The organism is Mesorhizobium sp. M0910 (assembly GCF_040319465.1).
Taxonomy (GTDB): Bacteria; Pseudomonadota; Alphaproteobacteria; order Rhizobiales; family Rhizobiaceae; genus Mesorhizobium.
On record NZ_JAMYNZ010000002.1, the window covers coordinates 634,201 to 659,299 of the forward strand.

Annotated in this window: 28 protein-coding genes and 1 pseudogene; 16 read left to right on the top strand and 13 right to left on the bottom strand. The window is 62.9% G+C overall.

All coding sequences use genetic code 11. The annotated features are described in order from the left end of the window. Positions 1 to 15 precede the first annotated feature (15 nt). From NKH78_RS07040 to NKH78_RS07065, 6 genes are all read right to left on the bottom strand, one after another. Positions 16 to 435 carry a VOC family protein gene (locus tag NKH78_RS07040; protein ID WP_352700959.1) on the bottom strand — a complete coding sequence of 140 codons (420 nt, stop codon included), beginning with the start codon at positions 433 to 435 and terminating at the stop codon, positions 16 to 18. 62 nt (positions 436 to 497) lie between these two features. Then, positions 498 to 1,823: a bifunctional folylpolyglutamate synthase/dihydrofolate synthase gene (locus NKH78_RS07045; RefSeq protein ID WP_352700958.1), complete on the bottom strand. Its 1,326-nt coding sequence runs from the start codon at positions 1,821 to 1,823 to the stop codon at positions 498 to 500. A gap of 62 nt (positions 1,824 to 1,885) precedes the next feature. Next, positions 1,886 to 2,812: an acetyl-CoA carboxylase, carboxyltransferase subunit beta gene (gene accD, locus NKH78_RS07050; protein ID WP_352480200.1), complete on the bottom strand. Its 927-nt coding sequence runs from the start codon at positions 2,810 to 2,812 to the stop codon at positions 1,886 to 1,888. Between the two features lie 37 nt (positions 2,813 to 2,849). Next, the gene (gene trpA / locus NKH78_RS07055) at positions 2,850 to 3,689 is read right to left on the bottom strand and encodes a tryptophan synthase subunit alpha (RefSeq protein WP_352736777.1); all 840 of its coding nucleotides are present in this window, start codon (positions 3,687 to 3,689) and stop codon (positions 2,850 to 2,852) included. A gap of 2 nt (positions 3,690 to 3,691) precedes the next feature. Further along, entirely contained in the window at positions 3,692 to 4,942 is a 1,251-nt protein-coding gene (trpB, locus tag NKH78_RS07060) for a tryptophan synthase subunit beta (protein ID WP_352736779.1), read from the bottom strand. Between the two features lie 33 nt (positions 4,943 to 4,975). Further along, entirely contained in the window at positions 4,976 to 5,635 is a 660-nt protein-coding gene (locus tag NKH78_RS07065; protein WP_352736930.1) for a phosphoribosylanthranilate isomerase, read from the bottom strand. A 164-nt stretch (positions 5,636 to 5,799) separates the two neighbouring features. Here NKH78_RS07065 and NKH78_RS07070 point away from each other — a divergent pair, with 164 nt between their 5' ends. Continuing rightward, entirely contained in the window at positions 5,800 to 6,018 is a 219-nt protein-coding gene (locus NKH78_RS07070) for a hypothetical protein (protein WP_254815955.1), read from the top strand. Positions 6,019 to 6,026: 8 nt separating this feature from the next. Here NKH78_RS07070 and NKH78_RS07075 read toward each other — a convergent pair whose 3' ends face one another. The 4 genes from NKH78_RS07075 to NKH78_RS07090 all read right to left on the bottom strand — a co-directional run bounded on the left by NKH78_RS07075 (position 6,027) and on the right by NKH78_RS07090 (position 9,390). Continuing rightward, positions 6,027 to 6,785, bottom strand: a complete 759-nt coding sequence (locus tag NKH78_RS07075; RefSeq protein ID WP_254815956.1) for a M48 family metallopeptidase — start codon at positions 6,783 to 6,785, stop codon at positions 6,027 to 6,029. A gap of 97 nt (positions 6,786 to 6,882) precedes the next feature. After that, entirely contained in the window at positions 6,883 to 7,359 is a 477-nt protein-coding gene (locus tag NKH78_RS07080) for a DUF2852 domain-containing protein (protein ID WP_352700954.1), read from the bottom strand. 116 nt (positions 7,360 to 7,475) lie between these two features. Beyond that, positions 7,476 to 8,618 carry a benzoate/H(+) symporter BenE family transporter gene (locus NKH78_RS07085; RefSeq protein ID WP_352736783.1) on the bottom strand — a complete coding sequence of 381 codons (1,143 nt, stop codon included), beginning with the start codon at positions 8,616 to 8,618 and terminating at the stop codon, positions 7,476 to 7,478. Positions 8,619 to 8,622: 4 nt separating this feature from the next. Then, complete coding sequence (locus NKH78_RS07090) at positions 8,623 to 9,390, bottom strand: alpha/beta hydrolase (RefSeq protein ID WP_352736785.1); 768 nt, start codon at positions 9,388 to 9,390, stop codon at positions 8,623 to 8,625. Positions 9,391 to 9,604: 214 nt separating this feature from the next. Here NKH78_RS07090 and infC point away from each other — a divergent pair, with 214 nt between their 5' ends. The 7 genes from infC (at position 9,605) to NKH78_RS07125 (ending at position 16,271) form a co-directional block, all read left to right on the top strand. Continuing rightward, complete coding sequence (gene infC / locus NKH78_RS07095; RefSeq protein WP_023677573.1) at positions 9,605 to 10,141, top strand: translation initiation factor IF-3; 537 nt, start codon at positions 9,605 to 9,607, stop codon at positions 10,139 to 10,141. Between the two features lie 202 nt (positions 10,142 to 10,343). Further along, positions 10,344 to 10,985, top strand: coding sequence for a methyltransferase family protein (locus NKH78_RS07100; RefSeq protein ID WP_352736787.1), 642 nt, complete (start codon positions 10,344 to 10,346; stop codon positions 10,983 to 10,985). 191 nt (positions 10,986 to 11,176) lie between these two features. Beyond that, complete coding sequence (gene rpmI, locus NKH78_RS07105; protein WP_006201248.1) at positions 11,177 to 11,380, top strand: 50S ribosomal protein L35; 204 nt, start codon at positions 11,177 to 11,179, stop codon at positions 11,378 to 11,380. A 147-nt stretch (positions 11,381 to 11,527) separates the two neighbouring features. Then, positions 11,528 to 11,929: a 50S ribosomal protein L20 gene (gene rplT / locus NKH78_RS07110; protein WP_006201247.1), complete on the top strand. Its 402-nt coding sequence runs from the start codon at positions 11,528 to 11,530 to the stop codon at positions 11,927 to 11,929. 96 nt (positions 11,930 to 12,025) lie between these two features. Further along, on the top strand, positions 12,026 to 13,111 hold the full coding sequence (gene pheS / locus NKH78_RS07115; RefSeq protein ID WP_352736789.1) for a phenylalanine--tRNA ligase subunit alpha: 1,086 nt from the start codon (positions 12,026 to 12,028) through the stop codon (positions 13,109 to 13,111). A 109-nt stretch (positions 13,112 to 13,220) separates the two neighbouring features. Next, complete coding sequence (gene pheT / locus NKH78_RS07120; protein WP_352736791.1) at positions 13,221 to 15,629, top strand: phenylalanine--tRNA ligase subunit beta; 2,409 nt, start codon at positions 13,221 to 13,223, stop codon at positions 15,627 to 15,629. 39 nt (positions 15,630 to 15,668) lie between these two features. After that, on the top strand, positions 15,669 to 16,271 hold the full coding sequence (locus tag NKH78_RS07125) for a nucleotidyltransferase family protein (RefSeq protein WP_352736793.1): 603 nt from the start codon (positions 15,669 to 15,671) through the stop codon (positions 16,269 to 16,271). Positions 16,272 to 16,523: 252 nt separating this feature from the next. Here the strand turns inward: NKH78_RS07125 and NKH78_RS07130 are convergent, their stop codons facing one another. After that, entirely contained in the window at positions 16,524 to 17,519 is a 996-nt protein-coding gene (locus NKH78_RS07130; RefSeq protein ID WP_352736795.1) for an aldo/keto reductase, read from the bottom strand. 105 nt (positions 17,520 to 17,624) lie between these two features. Between NKH78_RS07130 and NKH78_RS07135 the strand changes: the two genes are divergently transcribed. From NKH78_RS07135 to NKH78_RS07155, 5 genes and pseudogenes are all read left to right on the top strand, one after another. Then, positions 17,625 to 18,515, top strand: coding sequence for a LysR family transcriptional regulator (locus NKH78_RS07135; protein ID WP_352736797.1), 891 nt, complete (start codon positions 17,625 to 17,627; stop codon positions 18,513 to 18,515). 149 nt (positions 18,516 to 18,664) lie between these two features. Beyond that, a complete protein-coding gene (locus NKH78_RS07140) occupies positions 18,665 to 19,243 on the top strand; it encodes a cytochrome b (RefSeq protein ID WP_352736799.1) in 579 nt (192 codons plus the stop codon). A 68-nt stretch (positions 19,244 to 19,311) separates the two neighbouring features. Next, entirely contained in the window at positions 19,312 to 19,887 is a 576-nt protein-coding gene (locus NKH78_RS07145) for a YceI family protein (protein WP_352686553.1), read from the top strand. Between the two features lie 142 nt (positions 19,888 to 20,029). Continuing rightward, complete coding sequence (locus tag NKH78_RS07150; protein WP_352686556.1) at positions 20,030 to 21,016, top strand: Gfo/Idh/MocA family protein; 987 nt, start codon at positions 20,030 to 20,032, stop codon at positions 21,014 to 21,016. Between the two features lie 55 nt (positions 21,017 to 21,071). After that, positions 21,072 to 21,255, top strand: a pseudogene (locus tag NKH78_RS07155) (FAD-binding protein); the annotation flags it as partial. 136 nt (positions 21,256 to 21,391) lie between these two features. Here the strand turns inward: NKH78_RS07155 and NKH78_RS07160 are convergent. Continuing rightward, positions 21,392 to 22,138 carry a GntR family transcriptional regulator gene (locus NKH78_RS07160; RefSeq protein WP_352686559.1) on the bottom strand — a complete coding sequence of 249 codons (747 nt, stop codon included), beginning with the start codon at positions 22,136 to 22,138 and terminating at the stop codon, positions 21,392 to 21,394. Positions 22,139 to 22,237: 99 nt separating this feature from the next. Here NKH78_RS07160 and NKH78_RS07165 point away from each other — a divergent pair, with 99 nt between their 5' ends. From NKH78_RS07165 to NKH78_RS07175, 3 genes are all read left to right on the top strand, one after another. Beyond that, positions 22,238 to 22,792: an autotransporter gene (locus NKH78_RS07165; RefSeq protein ID WP_352505944.1), complete on the top strand. Its 555-nt coding sequence runs from the start codon at positions 22,238 to 22,240 to the stop codon at positions 22,790 to 22,792. A 170-nt stretch (positions 22,793 to 22,962) separates the two neighbouring features. Further along, the gene (locus NKH78_RS07170) at positions 22,963 to 23,748 is read left to right on the top strand and encodes a DUF899 domain-containing protein (RefSeq protein WP_352480219.1); all 786 of its coding nucleotides are present in this window, start codon (positions 22,963 to 22,965) and stop codon (positions 23,746 to 23,748) included. A 94-nt stretch (positions 23,749 to 23,842) separates the two neighbouring features. Next, positions 23,843 to 24,106, top strand: a complete 264-nt coding sequence (locus tag NKH78_RS07175) for a hypothetical protein (protein ID WP_352505942.1) — start codon at positions 23,843 to 23,845, stop codon at positions 24,104 to 24,106. 46 nt (positions 24,107 to 24,152) lie between these two features. Here NKH78_RS07175 and NKH78_RS07180 read toward each other — a convergent pair whose 3' ends face one another. Further along, complete coding sequence (locus tag NKH78_RS07180) at positions 24,153 to 25,094, bottom strand: alpha/beta hydrolase (RefSeq protein WP_352505941.1); 942 nt, start codon at positions 25,092 to 25,094, stop codon at positions 24,153 to 24,155. Positions 25,095 to 25,099: the final 5 nt, after the last annotated feature.

Sequence of the window (25,099 nt, forward strand, 5' to 3'; positions counted from 1 at the left end):
CCGGCGCGGCGCTATTCACCAATCCGCGATACGATCGCCGCCGACGAATTGTGCGCTTTTCTCAGTGTATTCGAACAGTTCGATCTTCACACCGTTGGGGTCGCGGATCCAAGCCTGGTAGGTGTCATCGCACGCGCGTTTCTTGGAAGTGACATCGACCCCCTTTGACCTCAGATGGGCGATCGCGGCGTCGATGTTTTCCACTTCGAGGCAGAAGTGGTTGATCTGGTTCAAGTCGCTATAGCTTGCGCCGTCTTTCTGGAACACCTCGACGTGGCTGCGGCTGCCGCAATTGAGGTAGAAGCCGAAAATCTTCCCCTCGCGCAGGAAATTGAACTGAGTGTCCATTCCGAGGACGTCCCGATAGAAGCTTCGCGTCATCTCCAGGTCATTCGCGAAAATGCAAACGTGTGCGAGCTGCTTTACCTTGATCATGATTGGCTCCTCGCGGTGATCTGACAGGTGTGGCGTCATCGCGGCCCGGGCGAACGCACGCCTCAGGTTGGCGGCGTGCCGTTTTCGGCCAGTACCGCGCCGGCCAGGTAAAGCGATCCGCCGATCAGGATACGCGGCGGCGGTCCGTCCCATGTGTCGCGCAGCAGCATCAGTGCGCTTGCAACGGAACTAACCGGTTCGGCCGACAAGCCTGCCTCAATGGCGCGGGTCGCCAGTTGGTCGTTCGGCACGCCGGCGTCGCTCATGCTCACCGGCACGGTGTAGACGTGCCGCACCAGCCCTTTGAAGGCCCGGAAATAGCCGCTCTGGTCCTTGGTGTTGATCATGCCCGAGATCAGGAACAGCGGCCGCGGGTTCTTTTCCTCCTGCTCCGCCAGGGCCTCAGCGACGACCACGCCGGCGCCGGGATTATGGCCGCCGTCGAGCCAGATGTCGGCGCCCTTCGGCGCCAGTTCGCTCAACCGGCCTTGCGGCAGCTTTTGCATGCGGCCCGGCCAGGCGACATTCGCCATCGCCTTCTCGGCAGCGCGGTGGCTGATCTCGAAGCCGGCCGCCTTGACCGCCGCGATCGCCGCCGCCGCGTTGGCGAATTGATGGCGCCCCGGCAGGCGCGGCGGCGGCAGATCCATCAATCCATCTTCGTCCTGATAGACCATGCGGCCGTTTTCCTCATAGGCAAGGAAATCCTGGCCATAGACGAAGGCGGGGCAGTCGAGCCGTTCGGCGGTTTCGATGAGCACCTGCTGGGCCGTCTCGCTTTCCTGCGCGCCGATGACGACCGGGCACCCGCGCTTGATGATGCCGGCCTTTTCGGCGGCGATCAGCTCGACGCGGTCGCCGAGATAGGCTTCGTGGTCGAGCGAGACCGGCATGATCACCGACACGGCCGGCTCGGCGATGACGTTGGTGGCGTCGAAGCGGCCGCCAAGGCCGACCTCGAGGATGACGGCATCGGCCGGATGTTCGGAAAACAGCAGGAAGGTGACGGCGGTGAGAATTTCGAAGACGGTGATCTTCTGGCCTTGATTGGCCTCGGCGACCCGGGCGATGGCTTCGGCGAAGACCTTGTCGTCAACCAGCCTGCCGCCGCCATCGGCGGCCAGCCGGTAGCGCTCGTGCCAGTTCACTAAGTGTGGCGAAGTGTGGACGTGGACGCGGTAGTCGGCTGCTTCGAGCAGCGCCCGTGAAAAGGCGGCACAGGAGCCCTTGCCATTGGTGCCGGCGATGTGGATGACCGGCGGCAGCTGGTCCTGCGGATTGCCGAGGCGTTCGAGCAGCCGCGAAATGCGGTCGAGCGAAAGGTCGAAGCCCTTCGGGTGAAGCGCCATCAGGCTTTCGATTTCGCGGTCCGCGGCAAGCGTGGTCATGGGAGAATCCTAGGCGCGTGCGCAACGGCACACAACAGCCGCTCGCGCCGCGGGCTGTCGCGTCAGGCGTGCGGCCGGGCTTCGGCCGGAATCACCGACGGCGGCAGGATCTCCGGCTCCTGCGGTTTTTGCTCTTCCGGCAGCTTGAGCAGCATTCTCAGCAGCCGCGCAATCGTCTGGCGCATCTCCAGCCGTGACACCACCATGTCGACCATGCCGTGTTCCATCAGATATTCGGCGCGCTGGAAGCCTTCGGGCAGTTTTTCCCTGATCGTCTGCTCGATGACACGCGGTCCGGCAAAGCCGATCAGCGCGCCTGGCTCGGCAATATGCACGTCACCCAGCATGGCGTAGGAGGCGGTGACGCCGCCGGTCGTCGGGTTGGTCAGGACGACGATGTAGGGCAGGCCGGCCTCCTTCAGCCTGTCGACGCCGACCGTGGTCCGCGGCAACTGCATCAGCGACAGGATGCCTTCCTGCATACGGGCGCCGCCGGAGGCCGCAAACAGGATCAGCGGCCGCTTGCGCTGCAAGGCGACCTCGAAACCATGCACGATGGCGTCACCTGCCGCCATGCCGAGCGAGCCGCCCATGAAGGCAAAATCCTGCACCGTCACCACCACCGGCACGCCTTCGACCGTGCCCAGCGCATTGATGATGGCGTCTTCCATGCCGGTCTTGGCTTTGGCATCCTTCAGCCGGTCTGCGTAGCGCTTCTCGTCGCGGAACTTGAGCGGATCCTGAACGACCTTGGGGTTCTCGAGCGTCTCGTATTTGCCGTCGTCGAGGAAGAATTTCAGCCGTTCCTTAGCCGATATCTTCATATGGTGGCCGGAGGACGGGATGACGAACTGGTTCTGCTCCAGATCCTTATGGAACACCATTTCGCCGGTCTCGGGATCCTTGATCCACAGGTTTTCTGGCATGTCGGTGCGGCGGCCGAGCATCGAATTGATCTTCGGACGGACGTAATTGGTGATCCAGTTCATCGCTTCGGCTCCTGTCCCTTAAGAAGACGTAGGAAGATTATTCGGCGGCAGCAAGGCGAGCCGCGCGAACCCCTTGCGAAAGCCCGCTGACCAGTGTGGCGACGGCCTCGGCCGGATCGGCGGTCTTTTCGCCCTTCGGCCCGAGCACGTTGGCGACTGCATTGACAATCGCGGTGCCAACAACGACGCCGTCGGCCGACGCGCCGATGATGCGCGCCTGCTCTGCTGTCTTGACGCCGAAGCCGACGCAGACCGGCAGGTCGGTATGGCTCTTGATGCGTTTGACAGCTGCCGCCACCTTGCCGGTGTCGGCCAGCGCCGAACCGGTGATACCGGTCATCGACACATAATAGACGAAGCCGGAGGTGTTCTGCAGCACCTTGGGCAGGCGCCTGTCGTCGGTGGTCGGCGTCGCCAGCCGGATGAAATTGATGCCGGCCTTGAGTGCCGGGATACAAAGTTCCTCGTCCATCTCCGGCGGCAGGTCGACGACGATCAGCCCGTCTATGCCGCTGGCCAGCGCGTCGCTCAGGAAGCGCTCGACGCCGTAGATGTAGATCGGATTGTAATAGCCCATCAAGACGATCGGCGTTTCACTGTCGCCGGCGCGGAATTCCGAGGCCATCTTCAGTGTCTTGGCCAGTGTCTGGCCGCCCTTCAGCGCCCGCAGGCCGGCCGCCTGGATCGCCGGGCCGTCGGCCATCGGATCGGAAAACGGCATGCCGAGCTCGATGATGTCGCTGCCGGCGCCGGGCAGCGCCTTCATGATCGAAAGCGACGTGTCGTAGTCAGGGTCGCCACCCATGAAATAGGTTACGAGTGCCGGTCGGCCCTCGGCCTTCAGCTTTGCCATGCGGCGGTCGATACGGGTGGCCATGATCAGATCTCCATGCCCAGCATGTTGGCCACCGTATGCACGTCCTTGTCGCCGCGGCCGGACAGGTTGACGATGACGATCTGGTCCCTGTCCATGTCAGGCACGATCTTCACCGCCTGTGCGATGGCATGGGCCGATTCAAGCGCAGGAATGATGCCCTCGACGCGTGTCGTCAACTGGAACGCCTCCAGCGCCTCGCTGTCGAGGATCGGCACGTAGTCGACGCGGCCGGAATCGCGTAGCCATGAGTGCTCCGGCCCGACGCCGGGATAGTCGAGGCCGGCCGAGATCGAGTGGCCGTCCATGATCTGGCCGTCGGCGTTCTGCAGGAGGTAGGTACGGTTGCCATGCAGCACGCCGGGCGCGCCGGCACTCATCGAGGCGCAATGCTCGAGGCCGTCGAGGCCGCGGCCTCCGGCTTCTACGCCGATGATGCGCACCTCACTGTCATCGAGGAAGGGATGGAACAGGCCGATAGCGTTGGAACCGCCGCCGACACAAGCGATGATGGTGTCCGGCAGCCGGCCTTCCTGCTCGAGGATCTGGGCGCGCGCCTCGGTGCCGATCACCGACTGGAAGTCGCGCACCAACTCCGGATAGGGGTGCGGGCCGGCGGCGGTGCCGATCAGGTAATAGGTATCGTCGACGTTGGTCACCCAGTCGCGCAGGGCCTCGTTCATGGCATCCTTCAGCGTGCCGTGGCCGGCCGTCACCGGCCGCACCTCGGCGCCCAGAAGCTTCATGCGAAAGACGTTGGGGCTTTGCCGGGCGACATCGGTCGCGCCCATATAGACGATACAAGGAAGCCCGAAGCGCGCCGCGACCGTGGCGGAAGCGACGCCATGCTGGCCGGCGCCGGTCTCTGCGATGATCCTCGTCTTGCCCATGCGCTTGGCGAGCAGGATCTGGCCGAGGCAGTTGTTGATCTTGTGCGAGCCGGTGTGGTTCAGGTCCTCGCGCTTGAAATAGACCTTTGCGCCGCCCCCGACGCCCTTTGCCAAGGACACCTCACGAAGATGCCTGGTCAGGCCTTCGGCGAAATAGAGCTTCGACGGCCGCCCGGCGTAATGCGTCGAGAGATCGGTCAGTTCGGCCTTGAAATTCGGGTCGTTCTTGACCTCGTTCCAGTGCCGCTCCAGCTCGAGGATCAGCGGCATCAGCGTTTCGGCAACGAAACGACCGCCAAAAATGCCGAACATGCCCTGCTCGTCGGGGCCGGTGCGGAAGGAATTCGGTATCGCCGGCTTGTCCATCGCCGATCTCCTGGTCTGAGGTTTGAAGCGTGGTCAGGCGGCGCGGTTGTCGCGTGCTGCCCCGACGGCGCGGAAAAATTGTTCGATCAGCGCCGGTTCCTTGACGCCCGGCGCGCTCTCCACGCCCGAGGAAACATCTATTCCGGGCGGGTTCGCCAGCCGAAAGGCGTCGCCGATATTGCCGGCATTGAGCCCACCGGAAAGCATGTAATCAACACCGGCGTCAAGGCCAGCCAGAATGCGCCAGTCGAAGGCAAGACCGTTGCCGCCCGGCAATTCCGAACCCTTAGGCGGCTTGGCATCGAACAGGAAGCGGTCAGCAATGCCGATGAAGGGTTTGACCCGCCCGAGATCGGCAGCCTCGCTGACCGGCAGCGCCTTCATCACCGGCAAGCCGTAGCGGGCCTTCACCTCGGCCACCCGCTCGGGGGGCTCGGCGCCGTGAAGTTGCAGCATGTCGGGCTGCATCTTTTCAACGATCTCGTCCAGGAACGCATCGCTGGCGTCGACCGTCACGGCAACCGCCTTGGCCTTGCCGCGCGCCGCTTCGCGCAGGCGGCCGGCTTCCGCCGGCTCGACATAGCGCGGGCTTTTGGCAAAGAAAATGAAGCCGACATGGCTGGCGTCGCCGGCCAATGCCGCAGCCAGTGCCTTGTCGGTCTTCAACCCGCATATCTTGATGTCGAGCGCCATGGCGCGGGATTGGCACGAAACGGCCAAAGAGTCGAGAAAAAGCATCCTGTTTGCCGCCAGCGCGGAACGCGCTACCTTGCTAATGTAAGAGCGGAACGCGCTACCTTGCTGATATAAGAGCACAACGCTACTTGCTCAGGCACAAAGGCGGGAGAACAAAGACCATGCCGGAAAAGACCGTCGCGGAACTCAGGCAAAAGCTGGCGCAGGCCCATGAAGTCATCGCTCATTTGATGGACAAGGCGGCTTTCAACGGCGCCGAGGCGCACCGGGCGCTGGCTTATTTCAGCAACGAGACCTTCGAGAAGGATTTTCTGCCCTGGCCCCGCCATGTCGATGAGGGGTTGCGGCCGGAGGAGTTGAACGCGGCGAATGACGATTGATCGGACAACTACTCGAACGCGATCGCCTGCAGCGCGCCGCCATTGCGCTTGAGCCAATCCTTGCAGCGCTCGGTATCCGGGCAAAGCTGCTCGCATAACTTCCAGAATTTAGGCCCGTGGTTCATCTCCTTGAGATGCGCCACTTCGTGCGCGACGAGGTAATTTATCACCGGCCGCGGCGCCATCATGATGCGCCAGGAAAACGACAGATTGCCGTCCGATGTGCAGGACCCCCAGCGGCTCGACGTATCCTTGAAACGGATCGCCTTGGCCCGTTTGCCGATCGCCGCGCTGTGCTTGGTCACCAGCGCCTCGATCTCGCGCTTGGCTTCGCGCTTGAGGAAATCGGCGATGCGGCGCGGCAGATGCACGCGTTCGCCATGCACGATCATCAGCGGCCCGCGCTCGTCGCGCGACAGCGTGACGGTGCCGCGTTTCGACGGTTCATGGACGATGCGATGCGGCACGCCGCGCACCGGTATCTTGATGCCGGGCCGGACCTGCGGCCGGTTGGGCACTTTGGCCAGCCTTTGCTCCAGCCAGTCCTGATGGCGGTCGAGAAATTTTTCCACCTCGCCGCGCCGCAACCCCGGCGGCACGGTGATGCGCAGACCACGGCCACCGGAATCGATGCGCAGCGTCAGGCGCCGCGCCCGGTCGTTCTCGACGATCTTGAGCGGCAGCGTGCGGCCGGCAACGCAATGCTCGCGCTCCACGACGGGCGTGGGCTTGGGTTTCGTCGGGGTGCGAAAGAAGCCGAAGGACATTCCGGGACGATACGTGATTCGAGGGAAACGACTAGAACAAAAAAGAAACGGCGCCGCTGACGCGACGCCGTTGGATTATCTATCTGCGCACGGGACCTTACTCGTCGAGCAGGCCTGGCGTGGACTTGCCGCTGGGTTTGTTGTTCGTCGCCGACCCGGTCGTGGGGGACGTCGACTTGTTGCGATTGGCCATGAAGCGATCGAACTCTTCCTGGTCCTTGGCGCGGCGCAACTCGCGGGCATATTCGTCGAACTCGCTCAGCATCTCGTCCAGCTTGCGGCGTTCCTCGGCAAGACGCTCGAGTTCCTTTTCGCGCCAGTCATCGAAAGCGACGTTGCCGGTGCGGGCGGAGCCATGACCCCAGCGCGCGGCCTTGTCGGAACCGCGGCGGCAGCCGGCAAAGATGCCGTCGGTGGCGCGGTTGACGTCGCGCTTGAAGCCCTCGAGCCGGTCGCCCCAGATGATGTAGGCGAGCATGGCGAAGCCGAGCGGCCAGAACACCATAAACCCGATCACCATCAACGCGATGGTCGCCGGCGTCCAGGCCGGACGGATCAATGCAGATGTGTTCATTTCTCCCAATCCTTCAGTTGGAGACAGCCAAATCCGGCTGCGTTGAATCGAAATGGGATGGAGAAAACGGCGATTCAAGACAGCGATCGCCAAAACCGGACAAGCGGCTGAAATGATTATCGCTTTTTGAGCTTTTCGAGGAAAAGCACGACCAATCCGGCTATCAGCCCCCAGAACGCCGCGCCGACGCCGAACAGCGTCAGCCCCGATGCGGTAACGGCGAAGGTGACGGTGGCGGCCATCCGCTCGTCCTCGTCTTTCAAGGCGATCGACAGTGCATTGGCGAGCGGCGCCATCAGCGCCAGGCCGGCGACCAGCGCAATCAGGCTCTGCGGCAATACGGCGAAGATCGCCACCAGCGAGGCGCCGAACAGGGCAAAGACGAGATAGGCCAACGCATAGAACGGCCCGGTCTTCCAGCGCTCGGCCGGATCGGGATGCACGTCGGGCCCGGTGCAGATCGCCGCCGAGATTGCCGCCAGATTGGTGGTCGAGGCGCCGAACGGCGCCGTCAGCAGCGAAAACAGGCCGGTGACGCCGATCAGCGGCCCGGGTTTGGGATGATAGCCGGCTGCCCTCAGAACGGCGAGGCCGGACAGGTTCTGCGAGGCCATGGTGACGAGGTAGAGCGGCAAGGCGAGGCCGATGATTGCAGTGGCGGTGAACTGCGGCATCACCAGTGTCAAGCTCGAGAGTTCCGGTGCCGGCAGACCGCCGACCCGGCCGGTGAGGAAGGCGGCGAGACCGCCGCCGATCAGCACCAGCAGCACCGACAGCGCCGGGTTGAACAGGCGGATGACGAAGAACGCCGCAACCAGCGGCAGGATCAGCCAGGGGTCGACGGGAACGGTCTTGACCGCATTGATGGCGAAGGTGACGACGATGCCGGCCAGCATTCCGGACGCGACGGACGCCGGTATTCTGGCGATCAGCTTGGTCAAGGGCCCGAACAGGCCTGTGGCGATCAGCAGGACCGCGGTGACGACGAAGGCGCCAACCGCCTCACCCATCGAAAAGCCGGTCGACGCGGCGATCAGCGCCACGCCTGGCGTCGACCATGCGGTGATGACCGGCATTTTTGTGCGCCAGGACAGCCACAGGCTCTCGATCGCCATCGCCAGGCAAAGCGCCGTCACCCAGCTTGCGGTCTCGACCTGCGTTGCGCCGACCGCCTTGGCGGCGGCAATGACGATGGCCAGCGTACCGCCGAAGCCGACGATCGCCGCGACGAAGGCGGACACCGGAATGGAAATGCGCATGCCTCTATCCCGCCTGCCGCACCATAGCGTCCACCGTCCGCACCAGCATGTCGAGATCCTGTGGCCGCGAGAGGCGGTGGTCGCCGTCGGGGATGAGCGACAGCGTGACGTCGTCGGCCGGCAGCAGGCTGACCAGCTTCAACGCATGGCTCGACGGCACGTCGGGATCGGCCAGGCCTTGCAGGATGTGGACCGGACAGTGCGTGTCGATCGGCCCGGTCATCACCCGGTTGTTGCGGCCGTCCTCGATCAGTGCGCGCGTGTAGATGTACGGTTCGGCGGAATAGTCCGACGGCTCTTCGAAAAAGCCCTTTTTCCTGAGGTCGCGCTTCTGCGCCCCGGTCAGCACCGGCTCCACCAGTTCGAACGTGAAATCGGGCGCCGGCGCCAGCAGCACAAGGCCGGCGACGCTGTTCTCGCCCGCCTTGCGCAACTCCTGCACCATGCGCAGCGCGATCCAGGCGCCCATCGACGAACCGACCAGGATTTGCCTGCCCCGGGTGAAGCGGCGGAAAACCGCCAGGCTCTCGCCCAGCCATTTCGAGATGGTGCCGTCGGCAAAGGCGCCACTCGATTCGCCGTGGCCGGAATAATCGTGGCGCAGGAAGGCGCGGCCTTCTTTGCGCGTCCATTCCGACAAGGTTTCGGCCTTGGTGCCCAGCATGTCGGATTTGTAGCCGCCAAGCCACACGATGCCGGGCTCGGCACCTGCCGCATGCCTGACCGCGATGCTCGTCCCGTCGACGTCTAGGAAGATCGGGGTGGTGCTCATGATGTATTCCCTCACGCCGGTCTTTTGGCACAAGCGGGGGTTCAACGAAAAGTGCTCTGCTACTTTCTTCGCTTGGTGCAGAGGAGCATTCATCGGGCAGGTGATTTCCTGAGAATGCTGTGCTATTGACTCCGACCGCGCGCTCACCACATTGCGCGTTCGCAATTCTGAACTGAAGAACCCCTTAACGAAACGGCTCAAGGAGACCACGACCATTCGCAGACCTTTCAAAGCAGCGGCGCCCACCAAGGAAGGCCCGCGCTCCAACCGTGACATCCGGGTTCCCCGGGTCCAGCTAATCGACGCCGAAGGCCAGAACCGCGGCGATGTCTCCATCAACGACGCATTGCTGCTCGCCGAAGAGGCTGGGCTCGACCTGGTCGAGATATCGCCCAATGCAGTGCCGCCCGTCGTAAAGATCCTCGATCTCGGCAAGCTGAAATACGCCAACCAGAAGAAGGCGGCCGAGGCGCGCAAGAACCAGAAGGTCATCGAGATCAAGGAGATCAAGATGCGCCCGAACATCGACAGCCACGACTACGAAACCAAGATGAAGGCTGTCCGGCGCTTTTTCGAGGAAGGCGACAAGGTCAAGCTGACATTGCGCTTCCGCGGTCGCGAGATGGCGCATATGGAACTCGGCATGCAGCTTCTGAACAAGGTTCGCGAGGAAGTGGCGCCCATCGCCAAGGTCGAAGCCGAACCGAAGCTCGAAGGCCGCCAGATGATGATGGTGCTGGCGCCCCGCTAAAGCGCGTTGCGCTTTAGTTCTGTTTTGTGGATGTCCTTGTCGCAAAACCGCTGCGCACTTTTGGGCGACGTGCATAAAATCCGCCTGAATCATGTTGCAAGGCGTCCCGGCGATCGGCGGGGCGCCTGTTTTCTTGGCCAGACGCTGCGATCGCCGGCGAGAGCAAAGACGCTCTGGTTCCCTCGACGATCGGATTCCCGACATGGTCAATGACGTCAAGCATTCGGAAGCCAAATATGGGCTGGGCAGCTACCAGCACACGCGCAGGATGGTGCTTGCCGTCGTCGTCGTCGTCCTGTTCGTGATGCTTTTGTTCGGGCAGTCGGTTTTTCCGCCCGATACGCCTGTGCATGAAACGATCGAAATGGTTGGCGTCGTGCTGATCTTTCTCGGCATCGTCGGGCGCTTGTGGTCGACGCTCTATATCGGCGGTCGCAAATCCTCCGAAGTGGTGACCGGCGGCCCCTATTCGATCACCCGCAACCCGCTCTATGTCTTCTCTACTTTAGCTGCCGCCGGTGTCGGCGCACAGATCGGCTCGATCACCGCCACGATCGGCTTTGCAGCGCTCTGCGCTGGTGCCTTTTACATCGTTATCCTGCGCGAGGAGAAATTCCTCAAGGAGGTTCTCGGCGCGCCATACCAGGCCTACCTGGCGAAAGTGCCGCGCTTTTTTCCGAAGCTGTCGCTGTACCAGGAAGGCGACACCCGCGGCTTCAAGCCGCGCCTGCTGCGAACCACGCTGCTGGACGGTCTGGTCTTCCTGGTTGCCTTGCCGGCTTTCGAACTGATCGACGGCGCCCAGCAGTCCGGCATATTGCCGGTGCTGTTCCGTCTCCCCTGAGTGCAGTGTTGCTGAGTGCAGTGTTGCTCGGTACGGGGTGTTGCGCGCCAGCCCGCTTTGACGTATAGGACCGCCGTTCCCAAAAAACCGCCCGGCAGGGCATGCCGTGGCGGTTTCATTTGCTTTTCGGGCTTTGGTCGGCCTGAAGCGAACAAAAGGCGCATTGGTGCGCATATAAACGGAGTAGCAAAATGCCCAAGATGAAGACCAAGTCGGCCGCTAAGAAGCGGTTCAAGATCACAGGTACGGGTAAAGTTCTGTCGGCTGCGGCCGGCAAACGTCACGGCATGATCAAGCGTTCCAACAAGTTCATTCGAAATGCCCGCGGCACGATGGTTCTGGCTGAACCGGACGGCAAGAAGGTCATCAAGAATTTTCTGCCGAACGGCCTCTAAGGCATGATGCCAAAAAGTTGCAGACTTTTTGGAAACATCATGCGCCAAAATAAGAGCATTCGGTCTGGACACGCATTTGTTTTACGCAATTCCGAACGGAAAACCGCTAGGCACTTTTCCTGGAATTGCTTTTAAGGAGATCATGACATGGCACGCGTAAAGAGAGGCGTCACCTCGCACGCCAAGCACAAGAAGGTCCTGAAAGCCGCCAAGGGTTTTTACGGCCGCCGTAAGAACACCATTCGCATCGCCAAGCAGGCGGTGGAAAAGTCGCTGCAGTACGCCTATCGCGACCGCAAGAATCGCAAGCGTTCGTTCCGCGCGCTGTGGATCCAGCGCATCAATGCGGCGACGCATGAGCATGGCCTGACCTACGGCCGCTTCATCGACGGTCTCAACAAGGCTGGCATCGAGATCGACCGCAAGATCCTGTCGGACATGGCCATCCACGAGCCGCAGGCCTTCGCCGCACTCGTGGCCAAGGCCAAGGTCGCGCTCGAATATCTCAAGAACACCACGCCGAATGCTTTTGAAAGCGCTGTCGCTTAAGACCAGCGCTTCCCAAGCTATTCGACACTTGATTTGGGAAACCCGCGCTGGCAGGGCTGGCGCGGGTTTTTCTTTGCTTCCAATCGGATCTGGAACATGAGTGACATGGAAACTCTCGAACATTCCCTGATGGCCGAGATTGCCTCGGCCGCCGACGAGCAGGCGATCGAGGCGGTGCGTGTCTCGGCCCTCGGCAAGAAGGGCTCGGTTTCCGAGATGCTGAAGACGCTTGGCTCGATGAGCGCCGAGGAGCGCCAGGTCAAGGGCCCGGCGATCAACGGCCTCAAGAACCGCGTCACCGAGGCGCTTTCTCTTCGCCGCGCCGAGCTGAAGGACGCGGCGATTATGGCGCGTCTCGCCGCCGAGAAGGTCGACGTGACGCTGCCGGTCAGGCAATCGCCGGCCGAGCGCGGCCGCATCCATCCGATCAGCCAGGTCATCGACGAGATCGCGGCGATCTTCGGCGATCTCGGCTTTGCCATCGCCGAAGGTCCCGACATCGAGACCGACTATTACAACTTCACCTCGCTGAACTTCCCGGAAGGCCACCCGGCGCGCGAGATGCACGACACCTTCTTTTTCCAGCCGGACGCGCAGGGCGAACGCAAGCTTTTGCGCACCCACACCTCGCCGGTGCAGATCCGCACCATGGAGATGCAGAAGCCGCCGATCCGCATCGTCATCCCCGGCAAGACTTACCGGCAGGATTCCGATGCCACCCACTCGCCGATGTTCCATCAGGTCGAGGGGCTGGTGATCGACAAGTCGGCCAACGTCGCCAACATGAAATGGGTGCTGGAGGAGTTCTGCAAGGCCTTCTTCGAGGTGCCGAGCGTGAAGATGCGCTTCCGGCCGTCTTTCTTCCCGTTTACCGAGCCCAGCCTCGAGGTCGACATCCAGTGCGATCGTTCGCGGCCGGGCGAGGTGCGCTTCGGCGAAGGCTCCGACTGGATGGAGATCCTCGGCTGCGGCATGGTGCACCCCAATGTGCTCCGTTACGGTGGCCTCGATCCTGACGAATACCAGGGCTTCGCCTGGGGCATGGGCATCGACCGCATCGCCATGCTGAAATACGGCATGCCGGATCTGCGCGCCTTCTTCGACGCCGATGTCCGCTGGCTTTCGCATTACGGTTTTAGGCCGCTCGACATGCCAACGCTGTTCGGTGGCCTGAGCGCGTGACGAGCGGGCTGCAGCAGCAAATCCGCGGACAGCTCGCCTTCCTGCACATGTCGGACGCGCGGCCGCATAGCTTCAAGTGCAACGTGCCCAGACCAGACGGAACACAGTCATGAAACTCACCCTCTCCTGGCTCAAAGACCATCTCGAGACCGACGCCTCGCTGGCGGAAATCGTCGAGCGTCTCACCTCGATCGGCCTTGAAGTCGAGCATGTCGACGACCGGGCGAGCCTAGCCCCCTTCGTCATCGCCAAGGTGGTGACGGCGGTGCAGCACCCAGATGCCGACCGGCTTCGCGTGCTGACCGTCGACACCGGCGACGGCAAGCCGCCGGTGCAGGTCGTGTGTGGAGCGCCGAACGCCCGCGCCGGCCTGATCGGCGCCTTTGCGGCACCGGGCACCTATATCCCCGGCATCGACGTGACGCTGACCGTCGGCAAGATCCGTGGCGTTGAAAGCCACGGCATGATGTGCTCCGAACGTGAGCTCGAATTATCCGAAGAGCATGACGGCATCATCGACCTGCCGGCCGATGCGCCGGTCGGCACCAGTTTCGCCGCCTATGCCCATCTCGACGATCCGCTGATCGAGATCAATCTGACGCCGAACCGGCCGGACGCCACCAGTGTCCATGGCATCGCCCGGGATTTGGCGGCGAGTGGGCTTGGCACGCTGAAGAGCGCGCCGATAGAGCCGATCCCCGGCAAAGGCGCGACGCCGGTCAAGGTGACGATCGAAGCGCCGGAGCTCTGCCCCGGCTTTGCCCTGCGCCTGGTGCGCGGCGTCAAGAACGGACCGTCGCCGAAATGGCTGCAGCAAAGGCTTCTCGCCATCGGCTTGAGGCCGATCAGCGCGCTCGTCGATATCACCAATTACGTCACCTTCGACCGCGGTCGGCCGCTGCATGTTTTTGACGCTGGGAAGGTCACCGGCAATCTCACCGTGCGCCGGGCGCGTGACGGCGAAAAGGTGCTGGCGCTCGACGGCCGCGAATACACGCTGACGCCTGAGATGTGCGTGATCGCAGACCAGGACGGCATCGAATCGATCGCCGGCATCATGGGCGGCGAGCATTCCGGGTGTGACGAGAACACCACCGATGTGCTGATCGAGTCGGCGCTTTGGGACCCGATCGCCACCGCCCGCACCGGCCGCACGCTCGGCATCATCAGCGATGCACGCTACCGCTTCGAGCGTGGCGTCGACCCGGAAATGATGGTTCCCGGCGTGGAGCTGGCAACGAAGCTGGTGCTCGATTTCTGCGGCGGCACGCCGGCGCAAACCGAGGTCGTCGGCTATGCCGGCCATCGGCCGAAGATCGTCTCGTTCCCTTTGTCGGAAGTGAAGCGGCTGACCGGCATCGAAGTGCCGCGCTCGACGAGCCTCGACATTCTTGCCCGCCTCGGCTTCAGGCCGGAGGGCACGGGCGATGTCGTCAATGTCGCGGTCCCGTCCTGGCGGCCGGATGTCGATGGCAAGGCCGACCTGGTCGAGGAGGTCATGCGCATCCACGGCGTCGACAATATCGCGCCGCAGCCGCTCGGTTCCCACGATGCGGTCAACGCCAAAATCCTGACTGTGCTGCAGATACGCACCCGCGCCGCCAAGCGGGCGCTTGCCGTGCGCGGCATGATGGAGGCCGTCACCTGGTCGTTCATTCCGGCAAAACACGCCGAATTGTTCGGCGGCGGCCAGCAGGCGCTAAAGCTTGCCAACCCGATCGCGGCCGATATGTCGGATATGCGGCCGTCGCTGCTCCCGGGGCTGATCGCGGCAGCGCAGCGCAATGCCGACAAGGGCATCGGGGATGTCGCACTGTTCGAAGTGTCGGGCACTTACGAGGGCGACGGCGCCGACCAGCAGCGGCGCGTTGCCGCCGGCGTGCGGCGCGGCACCGCCAAGCTCGAGGGCTCCGGCCGCCATTGGGCCGGCAACGCCGGCGCCGTCGGCGTCTTCGATGCCAAGGCCGATGCGATCGCAGCACTCGAAGCCTGCGGCGCGCCGGTCGAGCGGCTGCAGATCGAGGCCGGCGGCCCGGCCTGGTATCATCCCGGCCGCTCCGGCACGATCAAGCTCGGGCCGAAGGTCGTGCTCGGCACATTCGGCGAATTCCACCCGAAGACGCTGGAAGGGCTTGACGTCTCCGGCCCGCTCTGCGGCTTCGAAGTATTCATTGATGCGGTGCCTGAGCCTAAGGCCAAGCCGACGCGGACAAAGCCAAGGCTCGATCTGTCCGCCTTCCAGGCGGTCAAGCGCGACTTCGCCTTCGTCGTCGACAAGGCGGTCGAAGCCGGCACACTCGTTCGCGCCGCTCTTGCCGCAGACAGGAAGCTGATTTCCGGCGTCTCGGTGTTCGATGTTTTCGAGGGTGCAGCCCTCGGCGCGGCGAAGAAATCGATCGCCATCGAGGTGTCGATCCAGCCGGTCGAAAAGACGCTGACCGACGAGGATTTCGAGGCGCTGGCCAAGCGCATCGTCGAGAACGTGCACAAGCAGACCGGCGGCGTGCTGCGCGGCTGAGGGGTTGCGAGCGCCTGGCGAATCGCCGTCCAAAGGGCGATGGGCCATTTGCGCTATTCAGGGCTGCCCTTCGAGGAACAGCGTGCAGTCTTTCTCGATATCGTCTCGTCCGATCCGCTGATCGGCGAGACGCTGTCGCGGGTGCGCACGCTTGACCTCCCCGACTGGCTGGTCGTCTCCGGCGCGCTCTACAACAGCGTCTGGAATCATCTGACCGGAAAGCCCTCGGGGTACGGCATCCGGGATGTCGACCTGTTCTATTTCGATGAGAGCGATCTGTCCTACGAGGCCGAGGATTTGGTCATTCGTTGTGCGGCGGAGCATTTCGAAGGGCTGAAGCTGCCGGTCGAGGTGCGCAATCAGGCGCGGGTGCATCTGTGGTATCCGAGCAAGTTCGGGCAGGAATGCCCGCGTTATATGAGCGCTAGCGAATCGGTCAGCTATTTTGCGTCGAAGACGCATGCCGTCGGCGTCCGCTTCGATGCCGAGGGGCGCCTCGACCTGGTGGCACCGTTCGGGCTCGACGACATCTTTTCGTTCCGCATCACGCCGAATAGGGTGCTGGATAATCAGCGGACCCATGAGATGAAGGGCAGGCGGGCACAGGAGTGCTGGCCGGAGATTACTGTCGTGCCTTGGTAGAATGTCGGCGCGAGGCACCTGCCCCTGCCGGGCATCTCCCGCAAGAAGGGCGATTGGCAGTTCCATCGCCCTGCCCGCCTTTCCGGCGCCGGTGATTGGCGAAAGCCGAGGTGACGTCCAATTTCCCTCCTTGAGGGGGAGATGTCCGGCAGGACAGAGGGGGTGCCAATTTCTCGCGATTATTTTGCACCGCTGCGGCATTCGAAACGGGGTGCCGAAACGCACCGTTTCGATTGCGCTGTCGATTGCAGTTCACCCGTCGACCAGGGCCAGCAGCTCCTCGGTGTAGCGCTTGCCGACAACCTTGTCCGGCGACAGCGCATCGCCGATGGCTGCTACCTCGGCCTGGGTCAGCACGATATCGGCTGCCGCCGTATTCTGTTCGAGATGTCGGATCTTGCGGGCACCAGGGATCGGCACAATGAAGTCGCCCTGATGCAGCACCCAGGCGAGCGCCAGCTGCGCCGGCGCCACGTCCTTCTCGGCTGCCATCTTTTCCAGCACGGCGACGACCACCGCATTGGCCGCCATGGCGTCGGCCTGGAAGCGCGGCAACCCCCGGCGCCAGTCGTCGGCGCCGAGAACATCGGGCCTGGCGATCGTGCCGGTGAGCAGGCCGCGGCCGAGCGGGCTATAGGGGACAAAGCCGATGCCGAGCTCGCGGCAGACGGCAAACACCTCCTCCTCCGGATCGCGGCTCCACAGCGAATACTCGCTCTGCACCGCGGCGATCGGATGCACGGCATGCGCCCGGCGGATGGTCGCCGCACTCGCCTCCGACAGGCCGAGCGCCCGCACCTTGCCCTCGCGTACCAGCTCGGCCATGGCGCCGACCGTATCCTCGATCGGCACGCTGGGGTCGACGCGGTGCTGGTAGTAGAGATCGATGATCTCGGTATCCAGCCGCTTCAACGACGCTTCGGCCACCGCCTTGACATGCTCCGGGCGGCTGTCGACGCCGGCCATGCGTTCGGTGCCGCTGCCTTCTTCGAGGATCTTGAAACCGAATTTGGTCGCGATCGTCACACGATCACGCACCGGCTTCAGCGCCTTGCCGACCAGGATCTCGTTCTCGTAGGGGCCATAGACCTCGGCGGTGTCGAAGAAATTGACCCCGATCTCGACGGCGTGGCGCAGCGTGGCAATCGCCTCCGCCTCCGGCTGGCCACCATAGGCAAAGCTCATCCCCATGCAGCCGAGGCCGACTGGGTAGACGTCGAGTTCATTGCCAAGCTTGCGGGTTTGCATCACGTGTCTCCTTGTTGTGATGGTTGTGATGCCACAGAGATACCGTCTTGCGCAGCGTTCGATAATCGCCTCTTATTTGCACGGGCTGTTCCCAAAAATAGATCAATGAAGCGAACACATCTTTCACAGCTTGCCGTGCTGGCAACGGTCGCCCAATGCGGCAGTTTTCGCGGCGCCGCCAAGGAGCTGGCAATCGCGCCGTCGGCGGTCAGCCACGCGGTGTCCAGCCTGGAAGCGCGCCTCGGCGTGCGCCTTCTGGCGCGCAGCACGCGCAGCGTCGCTCCGACCGAGGAGGGCGCGCAACTGCTCGAGCGCCTCAGGCCGGCGCTGTCGGAAATCGACCTGGCGCTGGAATCGGCGATCGAGGCGCGTGACCGGCCGGCGGGCAATCTCAGGCTGACCGTGCCGCGCACCGCCGCCCACCTGGCGCTGACGCCAAGGCTCGGCGCCTTTGCGGCTGCCTATCCCGACATCGTGCTGGAGATCGTCATCGATGACCGCTTCACCGATGTGGTCGAGGGCGGCTTCGATGCCGGTGTGCGGCTGGGCGAGAGCCTGCAGCGCGACATGATCGCAGTGCGCATCGGGCCGAACCTTCGCGGCGCGGTGTTCGGCACGCCATCTTACTTCGAGACCAGGCCCAGGCCGCAGCATCCGCGCGATCTCGCCGCTCACCGCTGCATCCGCTTCCGCTTCTCCAGCGGCATCATCTATCGCTGGGAATTCGAGAAAAACGGCGAGGAGATCGAAATCCCGGTGCAAGGGCCATTGATCCTCGACGAGGACCATCTGATTGCCAATGCTGCGGTTGACGGCGCCGGGCTCGCCTTCGTGTTCGAGGACTATGTCCGCGACCCGCTCGCCGCCGGCAAGCTCGTTCGCGTGCTCGAGGACTGGTGCCCGCCCTTTGATGGTTTCTTCGTCTATTATCCGAGCCGACGCCAGATGCGGCCGGCGCTCAGGGCCTTTGTCGATTTCTTCAAAGTGAGTACATAGGGGCACCGTCGGAACTGCGGAGGGCAATCTATTCAGGCGTGAATGCTCGTCTTACGGCCGTTGGCACCGGCAATTGGTCGTCTCCAAACATAAGTGGAAACCGCCTTTCCGGGATGGAAGAAAGCCGACCTGGCATTCGTTCACAGACCATGTCAGCACTGCCCAAACACCAGCCGACCGGCTACGGCTGGACAGCGATCATCCTTCACTGGCTGATCGCGGCGCTCTTTATCGGCCAGTTCGTGCTCGGCTTCGTCATGGTGCGGCTGTCCAGCCAGCGCACCGCCTTCGAGCTGATTCAGCTGCATAAATCTTTCGGTTTCCTATTGCTTGGGCTGGTCATCCTGCGCATCGCCTGGCGCCTTGGCAGACCGGCCCCGCCGCTGCCGCGCTCAGTCGGCCCTTTCGAGCGCCGCATGGCGCCGCTTGTCCATCTTGCGCTTTATGCTTTTCAGCTCGCTCTGCCGCTGTCCGGCTGGGCGCTGGTCTCGGTCTCGGTGCTGGAGATCCCGAGCGTGCCGTTCAATCTGTTCGTCATGCCCAATCTGCCGCTTGGTGAATCGGACATGGCAGAAAGCTTCTGGGCAGCGACGCACTGGTATCTCGCTTATGCCGGCATCGGTCTTGTCGCTTTGCATCTCGCCGCTGCGCTGCGTCATCATTTCTGGCTGAGGGATACCGTGCTGACGCGCATGATCACGGCTTCGTCACATCGCGAGACGGAATAGAGCGGGCGGCTCATTCGTTCATGGGGCGAGGACGCAAGAAAGCGTTGCCTGCCAAGAGGACCATTTCCATGTACGCGCGCATCTTCGGATTTGCGGCAGCCGCCGCTTGTTTTGCCATGCCTGTTTTTGCCGCCGTTGCCCTTGGCGAGGCGGCCGGCAGCTACACGATCAGCCCAGGGAGTTCCAGCATCCACTTCTCCATTGCCAAGCTCGGCGGCGGCGGGCTCGACGGTGCTTTCTCCCGCTTCAAGGGCAATATCCTTATCGACAACAGCGATGTCGGCCGGTCCCAGGTCAATTTCACCATCTTCCCCGAAAGCGTCGGTACCGGCCAAAGTCGCATCGATGCCTTTCTCCGCTCGGACGCGGTTTTCGACGCGACCAACAATCCGGAGATCCAGTTCCGTTCGACCAGCGTCAAACGCACCGGCGACACGTCGGCCCTTGTCACCGGCCGGCTGACGGCGCGCGGCAAGACCTTTCAGGAAAAGTTCACGGCCGAGCTCGGCAGCCTCAAGGCGGGCACGATAAAGTTCCACGTCACAGGCAAGGTGTTGCGGTCGCGCTATGGCATGGATGTCGGCACGCCGATTTATTCCAACGTCGTCGAATTCGACATGACGCTGACGGGTAGAAGGGGTTGAGCGGTTCTCCCTGCGATTTCACCGTCGCTGCAGGACCTGGGTTCCTCTCCCCACTTGGTGGGGCGAGGAACCATGCTCCCGCATTGGCTTTTCCGCCGATTTCAGGCAAACCTCCAGGCCTGCAATCGAGAGGAGAAATCTGATGTTCCGATGGGGTGTTTTGTCGACGGCCAAAATCGGCCGCGAGCAGCTTTTACCGGCAATCGTCGAGGCGGAGAACGGCGTGCTGTCGGCGATCGCCAGCCGCGATCTGTCGAAAGCTCGGGCGCTGGGCGAACGCTTCGGGGCGCGCCATGCTTTCGGCTCCTATGAGGAACTGCTCGCCTCCAGCGACATCGACGGCGTCTACATTCCGCTGCCGACCTCGCAGCATGTCGAATGGGCAGCCAAGGCGATCGAGGCCGGCAAGCATGTTCTGGTCGAAAAGCCACTGGCTCTCGACGCCAAGGACATTCCGCCACTGATCAAGCTGCGCGATGCCAGGAAGGTGCTGGTCTGCGAAGCCTTCATGGTCGTCTACCACCCGCAATGGATCAAGGTGCGCGAGCTGATCGGCAACGGCGCCATCGGCCGGCTGCGCCATGTCCAGGGCGCGTTCTCCTACTACAATGTCGACCCCAACAACATGCGCAACAAGCTCGATCTCGGCGGCGGCGCGCTGCCCGACATCGGCGTCTATCCGACGGTATCGACGCGCTTTTCGACCGGCAAGGAGCCGCTGCGCGTCCAGGCGAGGATCGAGCGCGACAAGACATTCGGCACCGACATCTATTCCTCGATCCGCGCCGATTTCGGCGACTTCGAGTTGTCGTTTTACCTGTCGACACAGATGGCGGCACGCCAGGTGATGGTCTTTCACGGTGAGAAGGGCTTCATCGAGGTGTTCTCACCGTTTAATGCCGGACTCTACGACCATCACCGTGTCGAACTGCACAACCAGAACCACAGCGAGGCGCAGGTCTTCCGCTTTCCCGGCACGCAACAGTACCGGCTGGAAGTCGAGGCCTTCGCGCGGGCGGCACAGGGTGGCAAGGATCGTGTCTTCACCCTGGAAGAATCGGTGCTCAACCAGAAGGTCATCGATGCCATCTTCCGCGCCGGCGAGAAGGAAGGCTGGGAGGCAGTCTAGGCCGGCCGTGATCCTGCAACGGGCCGGTTTTTTGGACGAGATCTTGGCCAAATAGATGCCCGACGATGCGGATGTGATCATCGTCGGCGCCGGCCTTGCCGGCTTTGTCGCGGCCGCCGAACTGACTGCGGCCGGCAAAGGCCGTCGAGCAGGAGCCGGAGCAGTCGCTTGGCGGCCAGGCATTCTGGTCGCTCGGCGGCATCTTCCTCGGTGGGGTGAACAAGCCCCGCCGGCGCCGTTGCGCCAAGGTGGCGGTCGCACCGAACGGCCAACTTTCCCTCTGAGCATTTTGCAGCCAAATGGAATCATTCGGCGCCCGCATAAATGCGGCAAAACAGATAGTTAGAGCCGGTTACCGGTTCCAGGAGAACCGCTCTAGGCGAAGGGCTGCAAATTGACGTCCCGAAGCTTGGAACCGGCAAGCAAAGCCTCGAGCACCTGCTTCTTGAGAAACAGGCACTGCGAACGGGCAAGTTTGACGATGCCGGAAACGTCGCCTGCCTCGCAGGCAAGAACCAGTTCCTTTTGCTGGGCGATGATCAACTGGGTGAAGTCGCGGGATTTGAACCCAAGGTGGAGAACCCGCGCCGACTGGTCGAGTATCTGGTCCAGTAGATGCGCCAGTCGTAAATTTCCCGAGAGCCCCGCAAGGGCCAGACGAAACGCACGATCCGCCGCCAGGAATGCAACATGACTACGCAACGTCTCCGGCTTCAGCACTTTTCTCGCTGCCAGCCCGATGTCCTCCAGCCCGCGCTCGGTAATGTTCGATGCCGCCACCCTGAACACTTCCGGTTCGATCAAGCTGCGGACATCGAAGATCTCGTTGACGTCCCGCAGGCTGAGCGTTGCAACGACGTAGCCGCGGCGCGGCTCGCTCCTGACCAGACCTTCCTGCATCAGACGGGCCAACGCCGCGCGGATGGTTGCCTTTTTGATCTGGTATCGATCGCCGATCTGTTTTTCGGTCAGCGCTTCGCCGGGGCGCAGCACGCAGGCAATGATGTCGTTCCTCAGCTGCTCATATGCCTGTTCCCTGCGAAGGACGTCGGCGGCTGACAGTGCTGTCGCCTCGACCGTGGCCGGCCTTGCCGGTTCGGCGGTCAACTTCGTCGTTTTCATATTTTGTCCGTTTGGCTGTCCGGTTGACGCTGGCATCGACATTCGCTAGCGTGAGCACCTCAGGTTGAAAATCTGAGCATCTCAGGGAGGATAACTGATATGCCTTTACCCGCCAACTCGCCTCTCTACGCTGTTGCCGATGATATCGTCAATGCCGCGAAGGGGCCAGATCCCCTCGAAGCGGTAAGGACGGTCCTGGGCGATTACATCAACCGTTTTCACGCATCGGGAACACTCGCTCACGAAGAAGACGACGACGAGGTTCTTTTGCATGCCAGCCCGAACCTGACGATCTATCACATCACGTTGTCGCCCGGCCTGCAGTACCCGCCCCACAACCACCTGATGGATGCCTTGATCGGCATCTACAAGGGCAGCGAGACGAACTTCATCTATCCCGTTGCCGGCAGCGAACTCGATGTTCCCGAAAGGCAGGACATCGCAGCGCCTGCCGTCGTGCACATGGCGTCGAATACCGTGCATGCGGTTGCGAATACGGGCAGCGCGCGATCCGGTGCGCTGCATGTCTATCTCGGCGATCTCACACGAACCCACCGGCAGCTGTGGAGCCCGGACAGCAACCAGGCCGAACCGTTTGACAATGATCGCTACCTGGCTGGCGCACGGCCCATTCAGCAGTCCGGGCACGAATGAGCAGAGGCGTCACGGGGCGGCGAAATTGGCCGTGATCAGCGAACCCGTCGGAATCGCGTCACACTTGTCACTCTCGCCAATCCGCTATCGCCCCTATCCTGGCTCATGACCGATCAGCAACACGTCGCGCCGGGAATGGTGCGACAACAGACCAGCAAGGGAGATGCACAATGACGGCACATCAGAATGGCACAGGCGAGCAGACGACGCGGCTCGCGATGAAGACACCACCGGTCGTTTCGCCTGATGCGTGGGAGGCCGCGCGCCAGCAGTTGCTCGTGAAGGAGAAAACCGTGACCCGGGCTCGCGACGCCTTGGCCGCCGAGCGTCGGCGGATGCCGTGGATGGCGGTGGAGAAGGCCTATACGTTCGAGGGCCCCAACGGAAAGGTGAGCCTGCTCGACCTGTTCGAGGGCCGCCGTCAGCTGATCGTCTACCGCGCTTTCTTCGAGCCCGGCGTATTCGGCTGGCCCGATCACGCTTGCCGCGGCTGCTCGCTGGGGGCAGACCAGGTCGGCAATCTTGCCCATCTGAACGCCCGCGACACCACGCTTGCCTACGCCTCGCGCGCACCGCAGGCCGACATTGCGCGGCTGAAGGCGCGGATGGACTGGAAGATGCCCTGGTACACCATCACCGACAGCTTCGATGCCGATTTCGGCGTTGACGAGTGGCACGGCCATAACGTGTTCATCCGCGATGGCGATCGCGTGTTCCGTACCTACTTCATCAACAACCGCGGCGACGAGGCGATGGGGACCGTATGGAGCTATCTCGACCTGTCGCCGCTCGGCCGCCAGGAGGTTTGGGAGGATTCGCCCGAAGGCTATCCGCAGACGCCGACGTACAAGTGGTGGAACTGGCACGACAATTATGGCGCCGAAACCGTTCCCGACAAAAAGTGGGTCGAGGTGTCGGACGCCGGAGAGGCCGCGTTCCGGAACCGCACCGAATAGAACGTTTGGCGTCGCGGAAATGCGGCTAGGACAATTGGAGGAGCGGGATGCACGTTCATTCGACGCATCCCGCTCGTTATGCAGGACTATGGCCATGAGCGAGATTCATGCAGGCGGATCCACCGCCGATGCGAGCCCGGCCGGCCTTGGCGCAGCCGATTGGCTGTCCTTTGCGGCCGCGCCGGCCTTCGCAACCATGGCGCTGCTGACGTTTCTTGGCGGAGCGCCGGATATGATGTGCTCGACCGGGCAAGATGCGTCGCCGCTGGGCGGCATGGTCCCGATGTACCTGCTGATGAGCGCCTTTCATTTGGGACCTTGGTTGAGGCGGGTCTCCGGCCGACGCCGCCGCAAGTAGAGCTATAGCGGCCGATAAAGGCCCTTCGCGGTGAGGAGGACAGCCCTCACCAGATCCATTCGCCCTTCCCAAGTACCGTCACGGCATCGACAATCCGGGTAAAGCTCGAGCGGGCGCGGCCGGCCGTGTGCCTGGCTCTGAGATAGCCGTGCACCAGCCCCGGCTCCTCGAGCCACCAGGCACGTCCGCCTGCGGCAACGACGCGGTCGCGATAGGCTTCGCCGTCCGACGACAACGGGTCGCATTCGGCGGTGATCACGACGGTAGGCGGCAGATAGGCGAAATCGGCGTCGGCGAGCGGAGACAAAGTGATGTCGCCTGTAGCGTCCACTCCGCCAGTCCGGATGTTTTTATAGAACTCCAGGTCGCGCATCGTCAGCATTGGCGCTTCGGCATGCGTGACATAGGAACCGAGTGAACGATCGCCACCAAGGCCAGGATAGATCAGCACCTGGCCGACCGGCTTTGTCACGTGGCCACGCGTCGCATGACTGACGGCACAGGCGAGATTGCCGCCGGCGCTGTCGCCGCAGAGCAGGACGGGGCATTCGTAAGTGGCGGTGGCCCATTCGAAGGCGCCCATCGCATCGTCGAAGGCGGCCGGGTGCAGATGTTCCGGCGCCAGCCGGTAGTCGACCGAGACCACCTCATAGCCGGTGCGGGCGCAAAGCTCGGCGCAGACATCGTCGTGGCTGTCGAGCCCGCCGAGGATGTAGCCGCCGCCATGGACATAGAGCACCATCGCAGAGGCGTTCGGCGCCGCGCTGCGATAAATGCGGATCGGGACGTCGTGCGCTGGCGCGGCAATGGCGGTGGTTTCAGCCGTCACGCCATCCGGATAGCCGGCAGAGAATTCGCGGCACATCCGGTCGTAGATCGCGCGCTGCTCGGCGATCGTGTAGTCGATCGTATCCGGCGGATAATACGAATTGGTCCGCTCGATGAACGCCCAGGTCTCGGCGTCGATGAGTTTCTTGTAGTTAGTCATGGGAA